This window comes from Campylobacter sp. RM9328 (genome assembly GCF_012978615.1).
In genome coordinates, this window is sequence record NZ_LIWF01000001.1 from 1 (window position 1) to 16,521 (window position 16,521).

Genomic DNA, 16,521 nt, shown 5'->3' on the forward strand with positions numbered 1-16,521 from the left:
AAAAACACTACTATGGATTTTTAGATAGTATGTTATTATAATTAACGTTTTTTAGTTATCTTTTGTAAAAAACAATATATCACAACAAGTAAACAAAGCATAATGCTAGGCATAATATACCCATGATCGCTAAGATAATCACTAATTTGCATGAAGAAATTTCCAGCCAAATAGCTTAATACGCCCAAGGAGATGGCCCAAAGTATTGAGCTTATAACATTTAATACACTAAATTTATAAAACGGATACTTTGTAAGACCAATTGCTATTGGAATTAGCGTTTTTAATCCATATATAAATTTTTGAATAAATACAACTTTATCTCCATGTCTTTTCATGAGTAAATGCGCATAAGCAAGTTTGCGTTTGTGTCCTTTCAAGTAAGGCATAAACATGTTTTTATTATATCTGCTTAGATAAAAAAGCAAGGTATCACCCAAAGCATTTGATATCGCTGCAACAGCTATGCTAACACCAAGATCCATTTTGCCGGCATAACTTAACACTCCAGCTGCAATAATAGCAACCATGCCACCGCCAAGTGTATATAAAAAGAGAATAATATATCCGTATGTTGAAAGAGAAGTTAAAATTTCTTGCATTTTATGCCTAAAATTTGGTGTAGATATTCATCAGTTGTTCATATGCATAGCCGGATTGTTTCAAATTTTGGTTATTACGTTTTATTACAACACCACCAAAACTAGCTCCGGCAAAAAAACCATCATTAGTAGCGTAAGCATAGATGTCGCTTGAAAAATTAAAATCCCCGATCTTGCTAACCCGCTCTCCTATCCTAGCGCCAAAAGAAAATGAAGCAGTTGCGTCAAGCGCGAGCTTTTGGCTTTTGATGTCTTCTACGATCGAGTTTTTCATTATAAAAAGAACAAGTGAGCTGTCTTCGTAACCAAGCTGCAAGCCGACACTCCCCCCGCTCATGCTTACAGGGACTAGGTCGGATACGGAATTTAAAGAGCCTACTAGCATAACTCCATCTCCCCCCATCCCGCCAACTACAAAGCCGACCTTTTTTACGCTCGGAAATATCACGATCGCGCTTGATTTTTCCATAAGTTCTCTGGTTGGAACTTCGGGCTTTGAACTCATAGTTTTTACAAAAGAATTTGCACTATTTAAAACCAACTCTTCATTTGCAAAAGCAAAAAGTAAACAAAAACATAAAAGCAAAATTTTTTTCATCACAAATCACTTAGCGTAGTCAATCGCTCTTGTTTCGCGTATTACACTTACTTTTATCTCACCAGGATATTGCACCTTATCCTCTATCTCACTTGCTATCTCTTTAGCTACAAGCACTGCCTCATCGTCATTTATAAGCTTGGCATTTGCTATAACTCGTATCTCACGTCCCGCATTTATAGCGTAAGCTTGTTTTATACCGTCCTTGCTTTTTGCGATATTTTCTATCTCTTCAACACGTTTTAAAAAACTCTCAAGCACTTCACGTCTAGCTCCAGGTCTTGCCGCACTTAATGCATCGGCAGCACAAACAGCAGCACTCTCTACACTTGTTGCCTCTTCATGTCCGTGATGTGCATAAATAGCGTTTATAACAACCGGATGTTCTTTGTATCTCTTACAAATTTCAGCACCCAAATCAACGTGACTGCCCTCAAATTCATGCGTTAAGGCCTTACCTATATCGTGTAAAATTCCAGCTCTTTTTGCAAGTTTTTCATCTCCACCTGTTTCAGCAGCTATAATACCTGCAAGATGCGCTACTTCAAGGCTATGAGCTAAGGCATTTTGTCCGTAGCTAGCTCTAAATTTTAACTTGCCTATTAGCTTGATAATTTCAGGGTGAATTTTGTTAAGTCCCAAGTCCATAACGATATTTTCTCCCTCTTCTTGTATGCTTTGTTCAAATTCTTCAGTAACTTTTTTATGCAAGTCCTCTATCCTGGCTGGCTGAATTCTACCATCTTCAACCAAAAGCTCGATAACACGTGTAGCTATTGCGCGGCGATACAAGTTAAAACTACTTAAAATAATAGCATGCGGAGTGTCATCGATAATAATATCAACACCCAAAACCATCTCTAAAGTCTTGATATTTCGCCCTTCTTTGCCGATTATCCTGCCTTTTAGTTCATCATTTTTAATATTTACAACATTTATCAAGCGCTCTGCTGCAAATTCGCCCGCAAAACGCGATGTGGCCTGTGCTAAAATATAATTCACTCTCTTTTTGGCTTCACGCTTAGCCTCTTCTTCGCATCTTCTTACGATATGCGCTATGTCAGCACGAGACTTCTCTTCTACCTTTTTAAGCACCACATCTCTAGCTTCATCCTCGGTTAAGCCGGCTGCATGCTCTAGGACTTTTAATGCCTCTTCTACTTTGTTTTGATAGGTTACTTTTAAATTCAAACCCTCTTCGTAAACTAGCTTGGCTTCGTTCTTGTCTTTTTCAAACAAAGCTTTGTTTTCTTTTAAAATTTCTTGCTCGTTTAACAAAGACTGCTCTTTTTTATTTAGTTCGTCAAATTTTTGAGAATAATCTTTTTGCAGCTTGGTTGTCTTTTCATCGTATTTTTTCTTAGCTTCAAATTCAGCCTCTTGAACGGCTAATTTTGAGTTTTTAAGTGTTAGCTCTGCCTCGTGCTCTATGACTTTTGCTTTTGCTTTTGCTTGCTCTAAAAATATATTATAATTAGCGTCATTTATCTTTTTAGCATACAGATACCCTGCGCCAACGCCTACCACACCGGCTCCTAAGCCTATTAAAATCTCTATCATAAATTCCTCTTTTTATGTAATTTTGCTTTGGGGTTAGATAGATATCGCCGCGAATATCGTAGTCTTGAGAAAGAATTTTATCGATATAAAAGTCTTTAATCTGCACAAAAACTATCAACTTCGGACGATAGGATAAGCCGCTAAAAAATCTATCATAAAAACCTTTGCCATGTCCTATCCTTGCCATAGTAGCGTCAACCCCGATGACGGGAACTACAGCCATATCAAGCCGCCTAGTGCTGCTTTTCTTGCTTAAAGGCTCTCTAACATTAAATTTAGAGCGCACAAACGGCATTTTCAATTCTACCATTTTTAAACTAAGCCCTACCATAAATGGAATAAAAATATTACATTTTTTGGATAGATTGCGCCTGATAGAATAAACATCAGGTTCATACCTTAAAGGCATAAAAAAAAGTATATTTTTAGACTTTGATAATTCAATCAAATTTAAAAGAGTTTTTAAAACAGCATAATGCTTGGCTTTTGCCGTACGATCTATTATCTTATTCATCTCTTTGAAATTTTTAATTCTTATATCTTTTTTCATCAAATACACCTGCTGTTTTGGTATAAAAATATTACATTATGGCCGGTTAATATTTTATAAAATGCAAAATAAAAATTATAGCGATACATTTGGTTGCGTTTTAGACGATAAATTTAAAAAATTTTTAGTATAATTTTATCTTTAAATAACGAAGGAGTAGTATGAAATTTAAAAATTTAAGCGTAGCTGTTTTAGCTATATTTTTATTATTAGGCTGTGAAAACAAAGAAAGTTCCAAAGATAGTGCAAAAATTGATACAAATTCTACAGAGAGTAAACTCGCACAAAATGCCGTAAAAGTCGATGAAAAAATCGATCTAAAACTCTTAAGCAATGAAATTTTTTCACTGCAAAAAAGAGAAAACGGCTTTGACATAAAAGATAATGAAAAAGCAACTCTTTTTGTATTTTGGGCGACTTGGTGTCCACCGTGCAAAGCTGAAATTCCGCATCTAAATAATCTAAGTGAAAAATACAAAAAAGAGCTAAACATTATCGCTGTTTTGCTTGAAGATAAAAACGAGGATGAGATAAAGGCATTTGCGCAAAAATATCAAATCAAATATGACATCGCAATTGGCGAAAGTAATTATTTATTCGAAAAGGCAATAGGCGGTATTTTCGCCCTTCCGTCTTCTGCTTTATTTGACAAAAACGGCGACTACGCATCAGGATATAAAGGTTTGGTGCCTGAAGAGATGTTAGAAAGAGATATACAAAAGGCGATAGAGTAATGTTTGATTTTATAAAAAAGGGTTTTGAGAGAACATTTGGTGCGATAAATAGTGCCAAAAAAGATAAAAAAATTACAAAAGACATCCTAGAAGATATGCTTTTAGAAGCCGACGTCGCTTATGAGATAATCGAAGAGATAATCTACTATCTACCACCACAAGACGAGGTAAAAAGAGCCGATCTTAAACGAGTAATGTCGAGCTACTTTATCTATGAAAATGAGCGTAAAATAGCCGATGATAAGCCGTTTGTAGATCTTATTTTGGGCGTAAACGGTGCAGGCAAAACCACAACCATCGCCAAACTAGCAAATTTATACAAAACAAGTGGCAAAAGCGTGATTTTAGGTGCTTGTGATACTTTTAGAGCAGGAGCTATCGAGCAACTTCGCCAATGGTCTTTAAAAATAGATGTGCCTATAGTAGCTACACAGCAAGGACATGATCCTTCAGCAGTTGCCTTTGATACGATAAGTTCGGCTCTTGCAAAAGACATCGATCGTGTAATACTTGATACCGCAGGAAGGCTTCAAAACCAAACAAATTTAGCAAACGAACTTAGCAAGATCGTAAGAATTTCAAGCAAAGCATACGAAAAAGCCCCACACCGTAAAATTTTAATCCTAGACGGAACGCAAGGTAACGCAGGCGTCGCTCAAGCAAAGGCTTTTAACGATATAGTTAGGCTTGATGGAGTTATCATCACAAAACTTGACGGTACTCCGAAAGGCGGAGCTTTATTTGGCGTGGCAAGAGAGCTAGAACTGCCGATACTTTACATCGGTGTCGGTGAGAGCATGAACGACTTAGTAAAATTTAACCCAGATGAGTTTTTAGATGGTTTAATGGACGTAATTTTTGGATAAGCTATACAAATTTGGCTTTTTTGCAACGCTTTTTGTGGTAGAATTTTTAGCTACAACTTCAAGAAAAATCACTGTAAATGAGCTGTTTTGGGATAAGACAAATCACATACTCGCCTTTTTTGTCCTTTATGTGCTTTTAAATTTAGCTTTTGAGCTTAAATTTTGGTACAAATTTGTGCTACTTTTGGCTTACGGCATACAAATTGAGCTAGTCCAAAGCCTCTTGCCAAATCGATTTTTTAGTCTTTTTGACGTGTTAGCCGACAGTGTCGGGATAACGCTTGGGGCCATCTTTACGATAATTTTTACAAAAATAAAACATGAATTTATACTTAAATAGCAAAAGCGCCTCTCTTGGGCTTATCGTCGGTTGTGTTTTGTTCGGACTTGGAAGTATTATCGTTTCAACCGTATCACTTGGGGCTTATGCGGTTGCATTTTGGCGCTTAATTATAGCTTCGGTGATATTTTACACCATAGTAAAATACTTTAATAAAAGTTTACCGACAAACAAAAAAGCTAAATTTTACGCCGCTCTATCAGGGTTTTTTCTAGCTTATGATCTAGCCTTATGGCACGAAAGTATATACGCGGTAGGGCCTGGAATTTCCACATTATTAAATAGCTTGCAAATTTTCTGGCTTTCGTTTATAGGATGTGTTTTATATAACGAAAAGCAAGGCGCACTTGGAATTTTAAGTCTTATACTTGCAACACTTGGCGTAGCTCTTATAGCATATCCTGAGCTAAATTCAAACACAAATGCCATCTGGGGGTTTATAGCAGGTATCGGCTCTGGTGGCTGTTTGGCGATATCCATGCTTTTTGTAAAAAAATCTCAAGAAGTTCAAAGGATAAGTGTCTTTTCGTTGATGTTTATCTTAAGTATCAGCGGTGCCATCTCGCTCCTTCCTGTAAGCATCATCATAGACAGTCTAAATTTCTTTCCAAAAAATTTTAAAGAAATTGGGCTTGTTTTTATATATGGTGCTATCATGCAATGTGTAGCTTGGGGGCTTATAGCCTACTGTGTACCGCTTTTGTCACTTTCGCTTACAGGTCTTTTGTTGTTAAGCGAACCCGTTGCGGCACTTTTGATAGATGCGTTTTTGTTAGATAAATTTATAACAAAATTTCAGTGGCTAGGAGCGGCGATAACAATGTTTGCCATATATCTTGGCTCTATAAAAAATAAAAAACAACGGCTTAAAGGAATAAAAAATGGCTAAAAGTAAAACTGTTTTTGAGTGTCAAGCTTGCGGTAATCAACAAGGAAAATGGATCGGCAAATGCCCAAACTGTGGTGCTTGGGATAGCTTTATCGAGCTTAGCGATACACAGATAAAAATATCAAAAGAGCTGGCTAAATTTTCATCATCTCCAAGCAAGGCAGTTAGTATAGATAAAGTAGAGATCGAAAACATCAAGCGCTTTAGCACAGATGATGCCGAGCTTGACTTAGTGCTTGGAGGAGGTGTAATAGAAGGTTCATTGGTGCTAATTGGCGGAAGCCCAGGAATAGGCAAATCAACCCTTCTTTTAAAAATTTCTTCAAATTTGGCAAAAAACGGCAAAAAAACACTCTATGTAAGCGGCGAAGAAAGCGCTAGTCAGATCAAAATGAGAGCCCAGAGGTTAAACGCCGTGGATAAAAATTTATTTTTACTCACAGAGATAAATCTTGAAACCATCTTAAGTGAAGCCAAAAAAAACGAATACAAAGTGCTAGTTGTCGACTCTATCCAGACACTTTATAGCCAAAACGTAAGCTCCGCTCCAGGATCAGTTTCGCAAGTTAGAGAGATAACATTTGAACTCATGAGACTGGCTAAAGAGCAAGAAATTTGTGTTTTCATCATCGGTCATATAACAAAAGACGGCTCGATCGCAGGTCCTAGGATACTTGAGCACATGGTTGACGTCGTGCTTTATTTTGAAGGAGACGCCTCAAGAGAGCTAAGAATGCTAAGAGGATTTAAAAACCGTTTTGGTTCAACAAGTGAGGTTGGAATTTTTGAAATGAGCGCCAACGGTCTTGTTTGTGCTACAGAAATTGCAAGTAAATTTTTCACACGTGGCAACGCGGTGTCAGGCTCTGCTATAACCGTCATAATGGAAGGCTCAAGGGCTTTAAGCGTGGAAATTCAAGCCCTAGTATGCGAAAGCGCCTATCCTAAACGTAGCTCCACAGGATATGAGAAAAACCGCCTTGATATGCTTTTGGCTCTGCTTGAACGCAAACTTGAAATTCCACTTGGACATTATGACGTTTTTATCAATGTTTCAGGAGGAGTTAAGATAAATGAAACTGCCGCCGATCTTGCCGTCGTAGCAGCTATCATCTCAAGTTTTAGAAATCGCCCGATAAGCAAAGATAGTATATTTATCGGTGAACTTAGTTTAAACGGCGAAATTCGAGATGTTTTTAACATAGACGAAAGACTAAAAGAGGCAAAAAGACAAAAATTTAAAAATGCGATCATACCCAGTAAACCACTTGATACGCAGGGCATAAAATGCTTTTATGCAAAAGAGATAACACAAGTTTTGGAGTGGATGTGATGACCGGGATAACACCGGTCATGATTTATTTATTTTCTACACCCATAGGTATCGGCACATAAAGATCCATTTGTGCCTTAACTGCTTGTATCTTTTCTAAAACCACTATCTGGTCCGCCGATATACCGACATCTATCATCGCTTGCTTTAATTTTTGCGCTCTATTTTTGGCTAGCTTATCAAGAGTATCTTCATCAATCTTTCTAGCTCTAACCAAAGCCTCATATGCATTAGTCGGTTGGTTTTTAAACTGTCTGGCGGCCATTTGGCGTATGACTTCGTCTTGTGTACCATTTGTTTTACTTGAAGCCATCATCACGTCTCTATCAAACAACCTCTTTTGGACTGCGTATCTATCCACTTCTTCATCATAAGAAGGCGTAATGATTAAATTTATATCCTTTTTGGCATCGGTTATCTTTTTAAATTCATCTATCTTTTTCATCTGAGACTTCATCATCTCGTCGCTACCTGCCGTAAAATCGATACTGGCTAGCTCATCAGCATTTTCTACTCCAAGCATATTCCCAATAAGTCTAAAAGGAGAAGTCACAACATCTGTAAATATCTGCATGATGGCTTGCAGTACTATACCACCGTAACTAAATTCTGGATTTTCAAGATCACCTCCGACAGGTAAATTTAGCTTTATTACGTTGTTTGAGTCTTGAAGTACCGAGATGGCAAGCTGCAAAGGCAAGCTAACTGCGCTAGGTGACTCCACACTTTCTCCAAGCTTTATGGTGTCTATACGTATGCCATTATCACCTTTCATCTGAGAATCTTCGATATTGTATACCAACGATAAGTCAAGCACCCCACCCTCTATCTTACGTCCAACAAAGGTCGCGCTATATGGAGTTACTTCGTTTAGCTCGATATCTTTAAATTTCAAGCTAATATCGCTAAATTTTTTAGGCTCTAGCGCGTTTATCCTCATTTGGACATTTGCGCTACCTCCTTTGCCTATAGTTCCGCTAGATGTTATCTCTGAGATGGTGTTTTTCCTTATGTTGTCAACTTTTGCATTTAAATTTTTTATCTTAAACAAAAACGGTAAAACCAGGCTAGCATCGCTAAAATCAACACTCATGTCATTTAAGGCAACATCTTGTATCTGCACCCCAAATTTATCGGCACTTTTACTTTTAAGTTCTTTTTTTGCTTCGTTTTGGCTGTTAACTTTTGCCAAAAGCGCTAAATTTAAGCTTTTGTTATCATCAACATGAGCACGAAGATGTGGGCTGTTTATCGTCACGCCGTCTATCTTTACTCCATTTTCATTTAAATTTATATTTTTTATTTTTGCATTTTTTAAATTTATAATTTGCAAGTTATTACTATCGTTTATAACAATATCGTCCAAATTTACATGTGAATTTATCTGATAGCTTTTATCAAATTTAACATTTGCATCAACACTTAGATTGCCACCTGCGATAAAGCCGTTAATATAATGTTTTGAGATCTTATTTAACTCTTTTAGTTTGCTGTTAAGCTTTATGTTTAGATCTGATTTTAGCGGCTCAAGCCTTGCGTTGCCTTTTAAATTTATATCAACTTTTTCACCACTTGTAATGCTTGCATTTATATCAAACGGTTTTGAAAGATCGCTTGAAAAGCCGCCTATTTTGGCATTTTTAAGAACTATCTCATGAGTTAGAACAGAAGGAAGAAAGCCTTGCGTGATGTTTGACTTTGCATTTATGATCTCGATATTTTTGACATTTGCGACAAACTGTTTTTTGCTATCGTTATTTGCTGTTGCCGCTTTTTTATCGGTTTGTTTTGCGGAAGTTTTCTTTAAAATAGCAAGATTATTTATTGCTTTTGCACCGTTTTTGCTTATCTCATCGTTGTAAAATAGCTCAAGCACTTTTATGTTTTTTACATCAAGTATGTTTTCTTTAAGATTAAAACTTACATCTTCAAGACTAAGTTTGTCAAGTCCGCCAAATACTTTATCTCTTGAAAACAGATCGCTTTTTTTGGCGTCAAAAGAGCCAAGTGCAAGTCTTTCATTATCAAATTTAAGCTCATTTGCATTTAGACTATCAATGTTAAGTAGTTTTTCTTCCGCTACTTTTATGACACTAGTTTGTGAGTTAAAATTTTTAAGATCCGCGACAATCTTTGCGTCACTATCTTTTAAAAACACTAAAGTGCTTAGCTCGTTAAATTCAAAGACAGACTGTGATAACTCCGTGTCATAACCTTTAAATTTAATGTCGCTTAAGCCAAATTTTGGCAACCTTGTAGTGATACTTTTAAAATCATCTCTAGCCCTTATGAGCATATCGTCTATATAAATTTTATCACTACTCATGGCTATCTCTGCGTTTTTAAAGCTAATTTTATCCAGCGAAGTTTTGCCGATTTTTACATCTACAACACTTGTCTTAACAAAGTCTCCGTTTAAAGAGATATCATCTAAACTAAATTTATCAAATGAAATGTTAGCATCCAAATTTAGCACTTCAAATTCATTTGCTTGAAGTTTTGCCTTATTTACATTTATATTCACACCATTATCTAGGCTTAGCTCGTAGTTTAGCTTTGCATCAAGCGTGCCTTTTGTTATATTTATATCAGGCTGATTTATGTAGCTTTGCCATATTTTGTTCATTTTTAGTCCACTAAATTTAACATCGCCATATATTTTTAAAGGATTTAAACTAACTCCGCCACTCCAATCAAACGTCTCAAACAAGCTTGAGCTTGTATCAAGATCGTGCTTTCCTGCGCTATACTCTTTTAAATTTATATCATTTATAGTATAGCTTAGATCATTAAAAGAGACCACAAATGGCTCTTTTAAACTCATGTCGGCATATTGAGCGCCGCCGTTTATAATCTCAAACAAATTTAACGTAAAGTTAAAAAAACTCTCGTTATCTGCCTGATTGCTTGCATTATCTTCACTTATTTTACTTGCAACCAAAGGCTCAAAGTTAAAACCAAGCTCCCTATCTCGCGTAATATTTATAAATGGATTTGTTAAGCGAAAGACATCAACATTTACATTTCCTGAAAAAATCTCCTTAAAATTTAAACTCGCGTCGATACTGTCTGCCCTAAAAAGATCATTGTATGTTTTTAGACTTATCTTAGTTGCGTTTAGTTCAAATTTATATGGATGAAATTTAGCCTCTTTGATCTCCAAAGTCGCATTTTTATCGGCTATAAATTTTGGTGCGATATCCGTTATAAGCCAAGGAATACCGAAGAATCCAAATAAAGTATAAAACAAAACAATTAAGCTAAATGAAGTTATGACGATGCAAGATTTTTTATATTTGTGATAGAAATTTTTCAAATTTGACCTTTAAAATTTGAAATGACGGCTAAGCTAGTTATCCTAAAAACACTCCAGCATAACTGCTGCAATGGCAAATCCTCCATCGTGAGCTATGCTTAAACTGGCATTTTTTATATTAAATTTCTCATAAACTTTAGGTGTAAATTTTAAAATGGGTGCATTTTTCGCATCTTTTTCAACGATAATGTCAAAAAAACTGCACTCAGCACTTATACCGACGCCAAGAGCCTTGCTAGCAGCCTCTTTTGCTGCCCAAAAACCAGCAGCCGTTGCGTCTGACTTAACAAGGACTATCTCGCTAGGAGATAAAAAACGCGCCAAAAATGTCTCATTATAGCGCGCTTTTAGCCTAGCTATCCTATCTATGGCAACTATGTCTATACCGATCATTGCACCACGAAATCAGTAAAATAGATGTTTTTAATGTATCCATCGCTAAGAACTTCGTTTAACTTGCCAACTATCTCATCTTTAAGCTTGTCTTTACCTTTTGAGGTGCTTACTTCTTCGTAAGTTTTTGAAGACAAGGTAACTATGATAATATCACGAAGTAGCGCCTTTTTCTTATCAAGTTCAGGTGTTAAAGTCTCAGCACTTTGTTCCATGTCAATTTTAGTTTTTAAGAAACGTGAGCCGTTTTCACTTAGAAGGTTTACTATAAATTGATCAAGAGGGTATATCGGACCCATATTTGCATAATTTACAGTGCGCTTGTTAGACTGAGAAGCCGGGGTAAACTGCGCTACTTGTTGCTGTTGAGGTTGTTGCATAGCAGCATTTGCCTGTGCCGTATCATCATCTCCTAGAAGCAAAAACGCCACCAAAGCACCAACTATAAGCAATAATACAAATATCGCCACAATGATGACAATAAGCACACTTTTTGAGCCGCCCTTTTTAGACTTTCCTTCTTCTATCTCGTCAGCCATTCTCTCTCCTTAAAATTTTGATACAATTATACAAAAAAAAATCAAAAATGAGAAAAGATGATACATAAAACAAATGCCGCACGGATACTTGATAAATTTAAAATTCCTTATAAGATCATAGAATACGAAGTTGATGAGAGCGATCTTTCAGCCGTTCACGTAGCAAACGTAGCCGCACAACCGATAGAAAAAATTTATAAAACCATAGTTTGTGTTTGCGAGCCAAAAAACTATATCATAGCTTGTATTCAAGGAGACTTGGAGTTAAATTTAAAATCCCTAGCCCAAGCTGCCGGAGTTAAGAGGTGTGAGCTTATAAATTTAAGAGACTTAGAAAAGATCACAGGATATATCAGAGGCGGTTGTTCGCCAATAGGAATGAAAAAACAGTTTGCAACTTTTATAGACGATAGAGCGATAAATTTGCAAGAAATTTATATAAGCGCAGGTGTTAGAGGAAAGCAACTTATGCTAAATCCCCTTGACCTTGCAAAAATTTGCGATGCAAAATTTCAAAGCATCGCAAGATCGGTGCGAGAGTAGTCCCTGCAAATTTTAGGCTTGATACTCATCAAGCGCTTTTTGTAGTCTAGCAAAACCCTCTTTCATCTCTTTTTTGCTTATATTTAAAGGTGGTAAAAACCTAAGCGTTTTAACTCCTGATCGAAGTACCAAAACACGGTTTTTAAGCGCAAGAGAGATAATTTTAGCAAGATCGATACCATCTTTTAGCTCAAGACCCAGCATCATGCCAAGACCTTGTTTTTGCTCAAAAATTTTACCGTTTTTCTTTACAACTTCATCCAGATATTCGTTAAATTCAGCTGAAATTTTATCCATCTCACCATCTTTTTTTAATGCCTTTAGTTCTTTTAAAGTCGCAAGTCCTACCGAAGTAGCTAGGAAATTTCCGCCAAATGTAGAGCCGTGATCGCCTGGTGTGAATATACTTTTTTTACTAACGCAGGCCCCTATACCAACTCCGCCGCCAAGTCCTTTTGCAAAGGTTATAACATCCGGTTTTATGTCATAAAGCTTACTTGTGATAAACTCGCCGGTTCTATAAACACCGCATTGAACCTCATCGGTTATAAGTAAAAGTTCGCGTTTTTTAAGCTCTTTTGCAAGACGTTTTACCTCATCTTTGTCAAGAGCTTTTATGCCACCTTCGCCTTGAACCAACTCTATCATTACAGCTACGGTATTATCATTTATATTTTTTATAACATCTTCAATCGTTGAGTAAAATTTAAATCCCTCCATATAAGGAGCGAAAATTTCAGGATGAAATTTATCCTGTCCGGTTGCTTGAAGTGTAGCTAATGTCCGTCCATGAAATGAATTTCCTAAAGAAATAATCTCAAATTTCTTCTCTTTAAAATGAGTTGCACCATACTTTCTAGCTAATTTGATCGCACACTCATTAGCTTCTGCGCCTGAGTTACAAAAAAAAGTGTATGTTTTATAGCCGATTTGCTTTGAAATTTCCTTGGCTAAACGCTCTTGCGGCTTGATGTGATATATATTTGAAGTGTGAAGTAAATTTTTAGCCTGCTTAGTAATTGCTCTTACTATTTTTTTATGAGCGTAGCCTAACGCATTTACACCTATACCCGAAGCAAAATCAACATAATCATTACCATCTTCATCAAAAATAGTAGCACCCTCTCCTCTCTCAAAACCTACATCAAATCTAGCGTAAGTGTCCATTAAATACATTTTAATCCTTTAGCGGCGGCAAACGCCAACCATTATAGTATGCAAACATTCGTATAGTAATACCAAGCGCAAGCAAGCACAGCACGAAAAACACCCCTGTAAAACCTGCCAAATAAAGCAGATAATAGCTAATGCCAACACAAAGACTAATCGTCCCGTAAAGCCCCGTAGTTAAAAACCAAGGCACCTCATTTAGTAAAATATCGCGTAAAATTCCTCCGCCTACGCCGTTAAAAAACGCCATAAGCCCTACGCCAAACACGTTATGACCGTATTCGACAGCAACCATAGCTCCTACTATAGAAAAGCATATCACATCTATAGCGTCGGCAAATATAAATATAAATTTTTTCTCCAATTTATCACGTTTTTTGTGTAAATTCGTAAAATTTGCCACTACAAGCACCAAAATAACAATAATCATAGGCATATAATGTGTAAAACTATAAATCGCCCTACTAACAAGCATATCACGAAGAATACCGCCACCAAGTGCAGTTAAAAATGCCGCCAAAAAAACACCAAGCCAGTCACAGCCCTTCTTTACTCCGAACAAATAACCGCTGAGTGCCGCAGATGCGATACCTATATACTCTATGATTGAGATTATTTCCATCTATACGCTTTAAGTAAATTTTCGGGGTATTTTACAAGTAAAAATATAAATATCGGCTTTAAATTTAGCCCCGCAACCAAACGGGGCTAAAAGCTTAAAACGTCATAGGATGATGATGGAAGTCGTCAAATATGATCTTGTTTGTTTGAAATTTCTCACGCTTTAACTCACGCACGCGTAAAAATTCCTCCTCATCTATCTTTTTGATCTCGATCGCAGCTTTAAATGTCGGCGTCTTGGAGATAAAGTCCCAGCCGGAGCTTGTTAGCTCGTTACAAGAGCTCTCCCAGTAGTGAAAGGTCATCTGTATGATACCGTCAGGCACGCAGTCGGTTATATCGGCTTTTACAACAATATAACCATATCTACTCCAAGCCTTGATAAAATCCCCATGCGATATACCGTAACGAGCTGCCAGCGCGGCACTCATTTCAGCTATCGGACCAATACTATCTCCGCCCTCTTCTATCGCACGAGAACGACGAGTCATCGTTCCTACGGTGTATTGATAAACCTTTCTTGTAGTAAGTAGCTGGATAGGATACTTCTCGTCTGTCTTTTCATCAACACATCCGGCCATAACAGGATAGTTTTTAGGCATTGCGTGCTTTTTAGCAAATTCTGCTTTTGCAGGCTCAATATCTTTGATGCTATCAACAAACAAGCAAGGAACAAAATTTCCTCTGCCATCTGGAGTAAAGAATTTTTTATCAAGATACAAGCTTTGTCCACCAAGACTATTTTCATCAGGACAAGGCCAGTGAAGCCCGTGATGTTTTTTGATACGATAGTAGCTCATGCCGCCGTATCTTCTAGGATCTATCCTGCGAACCTCTTCCCAAATTTGCTCAGGAGACTGATATGTAAAGTGCTCTCCTAGTCCGAGCCGCCTGGCTAATTCACACACTATCCACCAGTCTTGACGCGCATCTCCTGGAGGTGTGATAACAGCGTCATTGTGCTGAACTCTTCGCTCTGCATTTGCATAAAGCCCTTCTTTCTCACTGCTTGCAACACCAGGAAATACCACGTCGGCCTTGCGTGAAGTTTCAGTCAAGAAGATATCTTGCACCACATACATCTCCACCATAGAAATCCCTTTTAAAAAGTGGTTAGTATTTGGCTCTAAGATGACGGGATTTTCACCTATTGTCCAGAAAAATTTAACCTGACCATTTATAATGGCGTCAGGAACTTCTGTCTTGTGTATGCCTATTTTTGCATTTAGATGGCCTTTTGGTAAATGCCACTTGCTCTCAAACCACTCCCTAGCAGCTTGGTCTGTTACTTGACCTAAATTTGGATAAACATTTGGAAGCACACCCATATCGCAACAGCCTTGGACATTCTCCTGTCCTCTTAAAGGCAAGTCGCCAGCGCCTAGCTCGCAGATATTTCCCGTGATCAAAAATAAATTTGACACATCGCAAACCCCGCCTACTCCGTGGTTAAAGTGAGTAACTCCCATACCGTGAGTGATGACGGCAGGCTTTACGGTGGCATAAATTCTAGCTGCTTTTTTATATCGTCGGCATTTAGGCGGGTATATTTAGCTACAACCTCGGGAGCGTAGTCTTTTACCGCCTCTTTTAGGTATTTAAAGCCATTTGTATGGTTTTTTACAAATTCTTGATTTACTAAATTTTCTTCTATTATCGTATAGATCATGGAATTTATAACAGGTATATTATGCTCAGGTTCGAGTTGTAAATGCACATCGGCACGATTTGCAAATTCTGTTTTTATCGGGTCTATCACGATGAGTTTTGCGCCACGATTTAAAGCGCGTTGTATGTGCATGGCAGCGATTGGGTGTCCGTTTTCAGGGTTTGAGCCTATCATAAGCACACAATTACTGTAAATGCCAATTTCCGTAAAGCTATTTGTAGCCGCTCCGTTACCGATAGTTTTGGCAAGACCTGCCACAGTCGGAGCGTGTCAAATTCTAGCACAGTGATCGACGTTGTTTGTCCCTAAAATTCTCATTAATTTTTGTGCAACGTAGTTATCTTCCAAGGTGCAACGTGCAGAAAAATTTCCCGCTAAAGCATCAGCGCCATGTTTGGCAACCACCTCTTTTATCTTGTTTGAGACAAGATCAAGCGCTTCGTCCCACTCTGCCTCTACTAGATCGCCGTCTTTGCTAAACACTCCGTCTTTTTTACGGATCAATGGTTTTACTAGTCGGTCTGGAGAGCCTACATAGTCCCAGCCGTAGCTACCTTTTAAACAGAGACTTCCTTCGTTTACGGGGTTATCCTCAACACCAACGGCTGCTTTTATCACGTTGTTTTCGACAAACAATTCCACCTCGCAGCCGGTTCCGCAATACGGGCAAATGACTTTACCACCACTTTTCATCGTATTCTCCTTTACCTGTTTTACAGGTTATTTTAAATATGTTATTTTTGCATATTTAATTATGCAATTTTTACACAATTAACTTTAAATAAATATAAATTTTTC

Annotated in this window: 15 protein-coding genes and 1 pseudogene; 6 read left to right on the forward strand and 10 right to left on the reverse strand. The window is 37.4% G+C overall.

All coding sequences use genetic code 11. From position 1 onward, the window contains the following. Positions 1-41 precede the first annotated feature (41 nt). Genes CCAL9328_RS00005 through CCAL9328_RS00020 form a run of 4 tightly spaced genes read right to left on the reverse strand, consistent with a single transcriptional unit; the run spans position 42 to position 3,310 of the window. Positions 42-602 carry a DedA family protein gene (locus CCAL9328_RS00005; RefSeq protein WP_169938674.1) on the reverse strand — a complete coding sequence of 187 codons (561 nt, stop codon included), beginning with the start codon at positions 600-602 and terminating at the stop codon, positions 42-44. A gap of 7 nt (positions 603-609) precedes the next feature. Then, positions 610-1,200 carry a lipid-binding SYLF domain-containing protein gene (locus CCAL9328_RS00010; RefSeq protein WP_169938672.1) on the reverse strand — a complete coding sequence of 197 codons (591 nt, stop codon included), beginning with the start codon at positions 1,198-1,200 and terminating at the stop codon, positions 610-612. Positions 1,201-1,206: 6 nt separating this feature from the next. Further along, positions 1,207-2,760, reverse strand: a complete 1,554-nt coding sequence (rny, locus tag CCAL9328_RS00015; protein WP_169938670.1) for a ribonuclease Y — start codon at positions 2,758-2,760, stop codon at positions 1,207-1,209. Beyond that, a complete protein-coding gene (locus CCAL9328_RS00020) occupies positions 2,693-3,310 on the reverse strand; it encodes a 5-formyltetrahydrofolate cyclo-ligase (protein ID WP_169999628.1) in 618 nt (205 codons plus the stop codon). Before CCAL9328_RS00020 ends, rny begins: the two co-directional genes overlap by 68 nt. A 161-nt stretch (positions 3,311-3,471) precedes the next feature. Here CCAL9328_RS00020 and CCAL9328_RS00025 point away from each other — a divergent pair, with 161 nt between their 5' ends. Genes CCAL9328_RS00025 through radA form a run of 5 tightly spaced genes read left to right on the forward strand, consistent with a single transcriptional unit; the run spans position 3,472 to position 7,472 of the window. Beyond that, entirely contained in the window at positions 3,472-4,044 is a 573-nt protein-coding gene (locus CCAL9328_RS00025; protein WP_169938667.1) for a TlpA family protein disulfide reductase, read from the forward strand. Further along, on the forward strand, positions 4,044-4,910 hold the full coding sequence (gene ftsY / locus CCAL9328_RS00030; protein ID WP_169972208.1) for a signal recognition particle-docking protein FtsY: 867 nt from the start codon (positions 4,044-4,046) through the stop codon (positions 4,908-4,910). Before CCAL9328_RS00025 ends, ftsY begins: the two co-directional genes overlap by 1 nt. Continuing rightward, a complete protein-coding gene (locus CCAL9328_RS00035; RefSeq protein ID WP_169938663.1) occupies positions 4,903-5,250 on the forward strand; it encodes a VanZ family protein in 348 nt (115 codons plus the stop codon). The genes ftsY and CCAL9328_RS00035 overlap by 8 nt, the downstream gene beginning before the upstream one ends. After that, a complete protein-coding gene (locus CCAL9328_RS00040; protein ID WP_169999630.1) occupies positions 5,231-6,139 on the forward strand; it encodes a DMT family transporter in 909 nt (302 codons plus the stop codon). Before CCAL9328_RS00035 ends, CCAL9328_RS00040 begins: the two co-directional genes overlap by 20 nt. Beyond that, positions 6,132-7,472 (forward strand): DNA repair protein RadA, encoded by a 1,341-nt coding sequence (gene radA, locus CCAL9328_RS00045; RefSeq protein WP_169938659.1) that lies wholly within the window; start codon positions 6,132-6,134, stop codon positions 7,470-7,472. Before CCAL9328_RS00040 ends, radA begins: the two co-directional genes overlap by 8 nt. 25 nt (positions 7,473-7,497) lie before the next feature. Here the strand turns inward: radA and CCAL9328_RS00050 are convergent, their stop codons facing one another. Genes CCAL9328_RS00050 through fliL form a run of 3 tightly spaced genes read right to left on the reverse strand, consistent with a single transcriptional unit; the run spans position 7,498 to position 11,720 of the window. Further along, a complete protein-coding gene (locus tag CCAL9328_RS00050) occupies positions 7,498-10,788 on the reverse strand; it encodes a DUF748 domain-containing protein (RefSeq protein ID WP_169999632.1) in 3,291 nt (1,096 codons plus the stop codon). A 42-nt stretch (positions 10,789-10,830) separates the two neighbouring features. After that, positions 10,831-11,181 (reverse strand): holo-ACP synthase, encoded by a 351-nt coding sequence (acpS, locus tag CCAL9328_RS00055; RefSeq protein WP_169999634.1) that lies wholly within the window; start codon positions 11,179-11,181, stop codon positions 10,831-10,833. After that, complete coding sequence (gene fliL, locus CCAL9328_RS00060) at positions 11,178-11,720, reverse strand: flagellar basal body-associated protein FliL (RefSeq protein ID WP_169972204.1); 543 nt, start codon at positions 11,718-11,720, stop codon at positions 11,178-11,180. Before fliL ends, acpS begins: the two co-directional genes overlap by 4 nt. Before the next feature lie 57 nt (positions 11,721-11,777). Between fliL and ybaK the strand changes: the two genes are divergently transcribed. Further along, complete coding sequence (ybaK, locus tag CCAL9328_RS00065) at positions 11,778-12,263, forward strand: Cys-tRNA(Pro) deacylase (protein WP_169938651.1); 486 nt, start codon at positions 11,778-11,780, stop codon at positions 12,261-12,263. 12 nt (positions 12,264-12,275) lie between these two features. Here ybaK and CCAL9328_RS00070 read toward each other — a convergent pair whose 3' ends face one another. The 3 genes and pseudogenes from CCAL9328_RS00070 to CCAL9328_RS11235 form a co-directional block, all read right to left on the reverse strand. Beyond that, a complete protein-coding gene (locus CCAL9328_RS00070) occupies positions 12,276-13,439 on the reverse strand; it encodes an acetylornithine transaminase (protein ID WP_169999636.1) in 1,164 nt (387 codons plus the stop codon). Between the two features lies 1 nt (position 13,440). Next, the gene (locus CCAL9328_RS00075) at positions 13,441-14,055 is read right to left on the reverse strand and encodes a trimeric intracellular cation channel family protein (protein ID WP_169938647.1); all 615 of its coding nucleotides are present in this window, start codon (positions 14,053-14,055) and stop codon (positions 13,441-13,443) included. Between the two features lie 94 nt (positions 14,056-14,149). After that, a pseudogene (locus CCAL9328_RS11235) lies at positions 14,150-16,416 on the reverse strand (molybdopterin oxidoreductase family protein). Positions 16,417-16,521: the final 105 nt, after the last annotated feature.

Excerpts from the sequence above, each read along its gene's own strand:
- CCAL9328_RS00040 (WP_169999630.1), top strand. The coding sequence starts at position 5,231 with ATGAATTTATACTTAAATAGCAAAAGCGCCTCTCTTGGGCTTATCGTC.
- rny (WP_169938670.1), bottom strand. The coding sequence starts at position 2,760 with ATGATAGAGATTTTAATAGGCTTAGGAGCCGGTGTGGTAGGCGTTGGC.
- CCAL9328_RS00010 (WP_169938672.1), bottom strand. The coding sequence starts at position 1,200 with ATGAAAAAAATTTTGCTTTTATGTTTTTGTTTACTTTTTGCTTTTGCA.
- ybaK (WP_169938651.1), top strand. The coding sequence starts at position 11,778 with ATGATACATAAAACAAATGCCGCACGGATACTTGATAAATTTAAAATT.
- CCAL9328_RS00070 (WP_169999636.1), bottom strand. The coding sequence starts at position 13,439 with ATGTATTTAATGGACACTTACGCTAGATTTGATGTAGGTTTTGAGAGA.
- CCAL9328_RS00075 (WP_169938647.1), bottom strand. The coding sequence starts at position 14,055 with ATGGAAATAATCTCAATCATAGAGTATATAGGTATCGCATCTGCGGCA.
- radA (WP_169938659.1), top strand. The coding sequence starts at position 6,132 with ATGGCTAAAAGTAAAACTGTTTTTGAGTGTCAAGCTTGCGGTAATCAA.
- CCAL9328_RS00025 (WP_169938667.1), top strand. The coding sequence starts at position 3,472 with ATGAAATTTAAAAATTTAAGCGTAGCTGTTTTAGCTATATTTTTATTA.
- acpS (WP_169999634.1), bottom strand. The coding sequence starts at position 11,181 with ATGATCGGTATAGACATAGTTGCCATAGATAGGATAGCTAGGCTAAAA.
- CCAL9328_RS00005 (WP_169938674.1), bottom strand. The coding sequence starts at position 602 with ATGCAAGAAATTTTAACTTCTCTTTCAACATACGGATATATTATTCTC.
- CCAL9328_RS00020 (WP_169999628.1), bottom strand. The coding sequence starts at position 3,310 with ATGAAAAAAGATATAAGAATTAAAAATTTCAAAGAGATGAATAAGATA.
- fliL (WP_169972204.1), bottom strand. The coding sequence starts at position 11,720 with ATGGCTGACGAGATAGAAGAAGGAAAGTCTAAAAAGGGCGGCTCAAAA.
- ftsY (WP_169972208.1), top strand. The coding sequence starts at position 4,044 with ATGTTTGATTTTATAAAAAAGGGTTTTGAGAGAACATTTGGTGCGATA.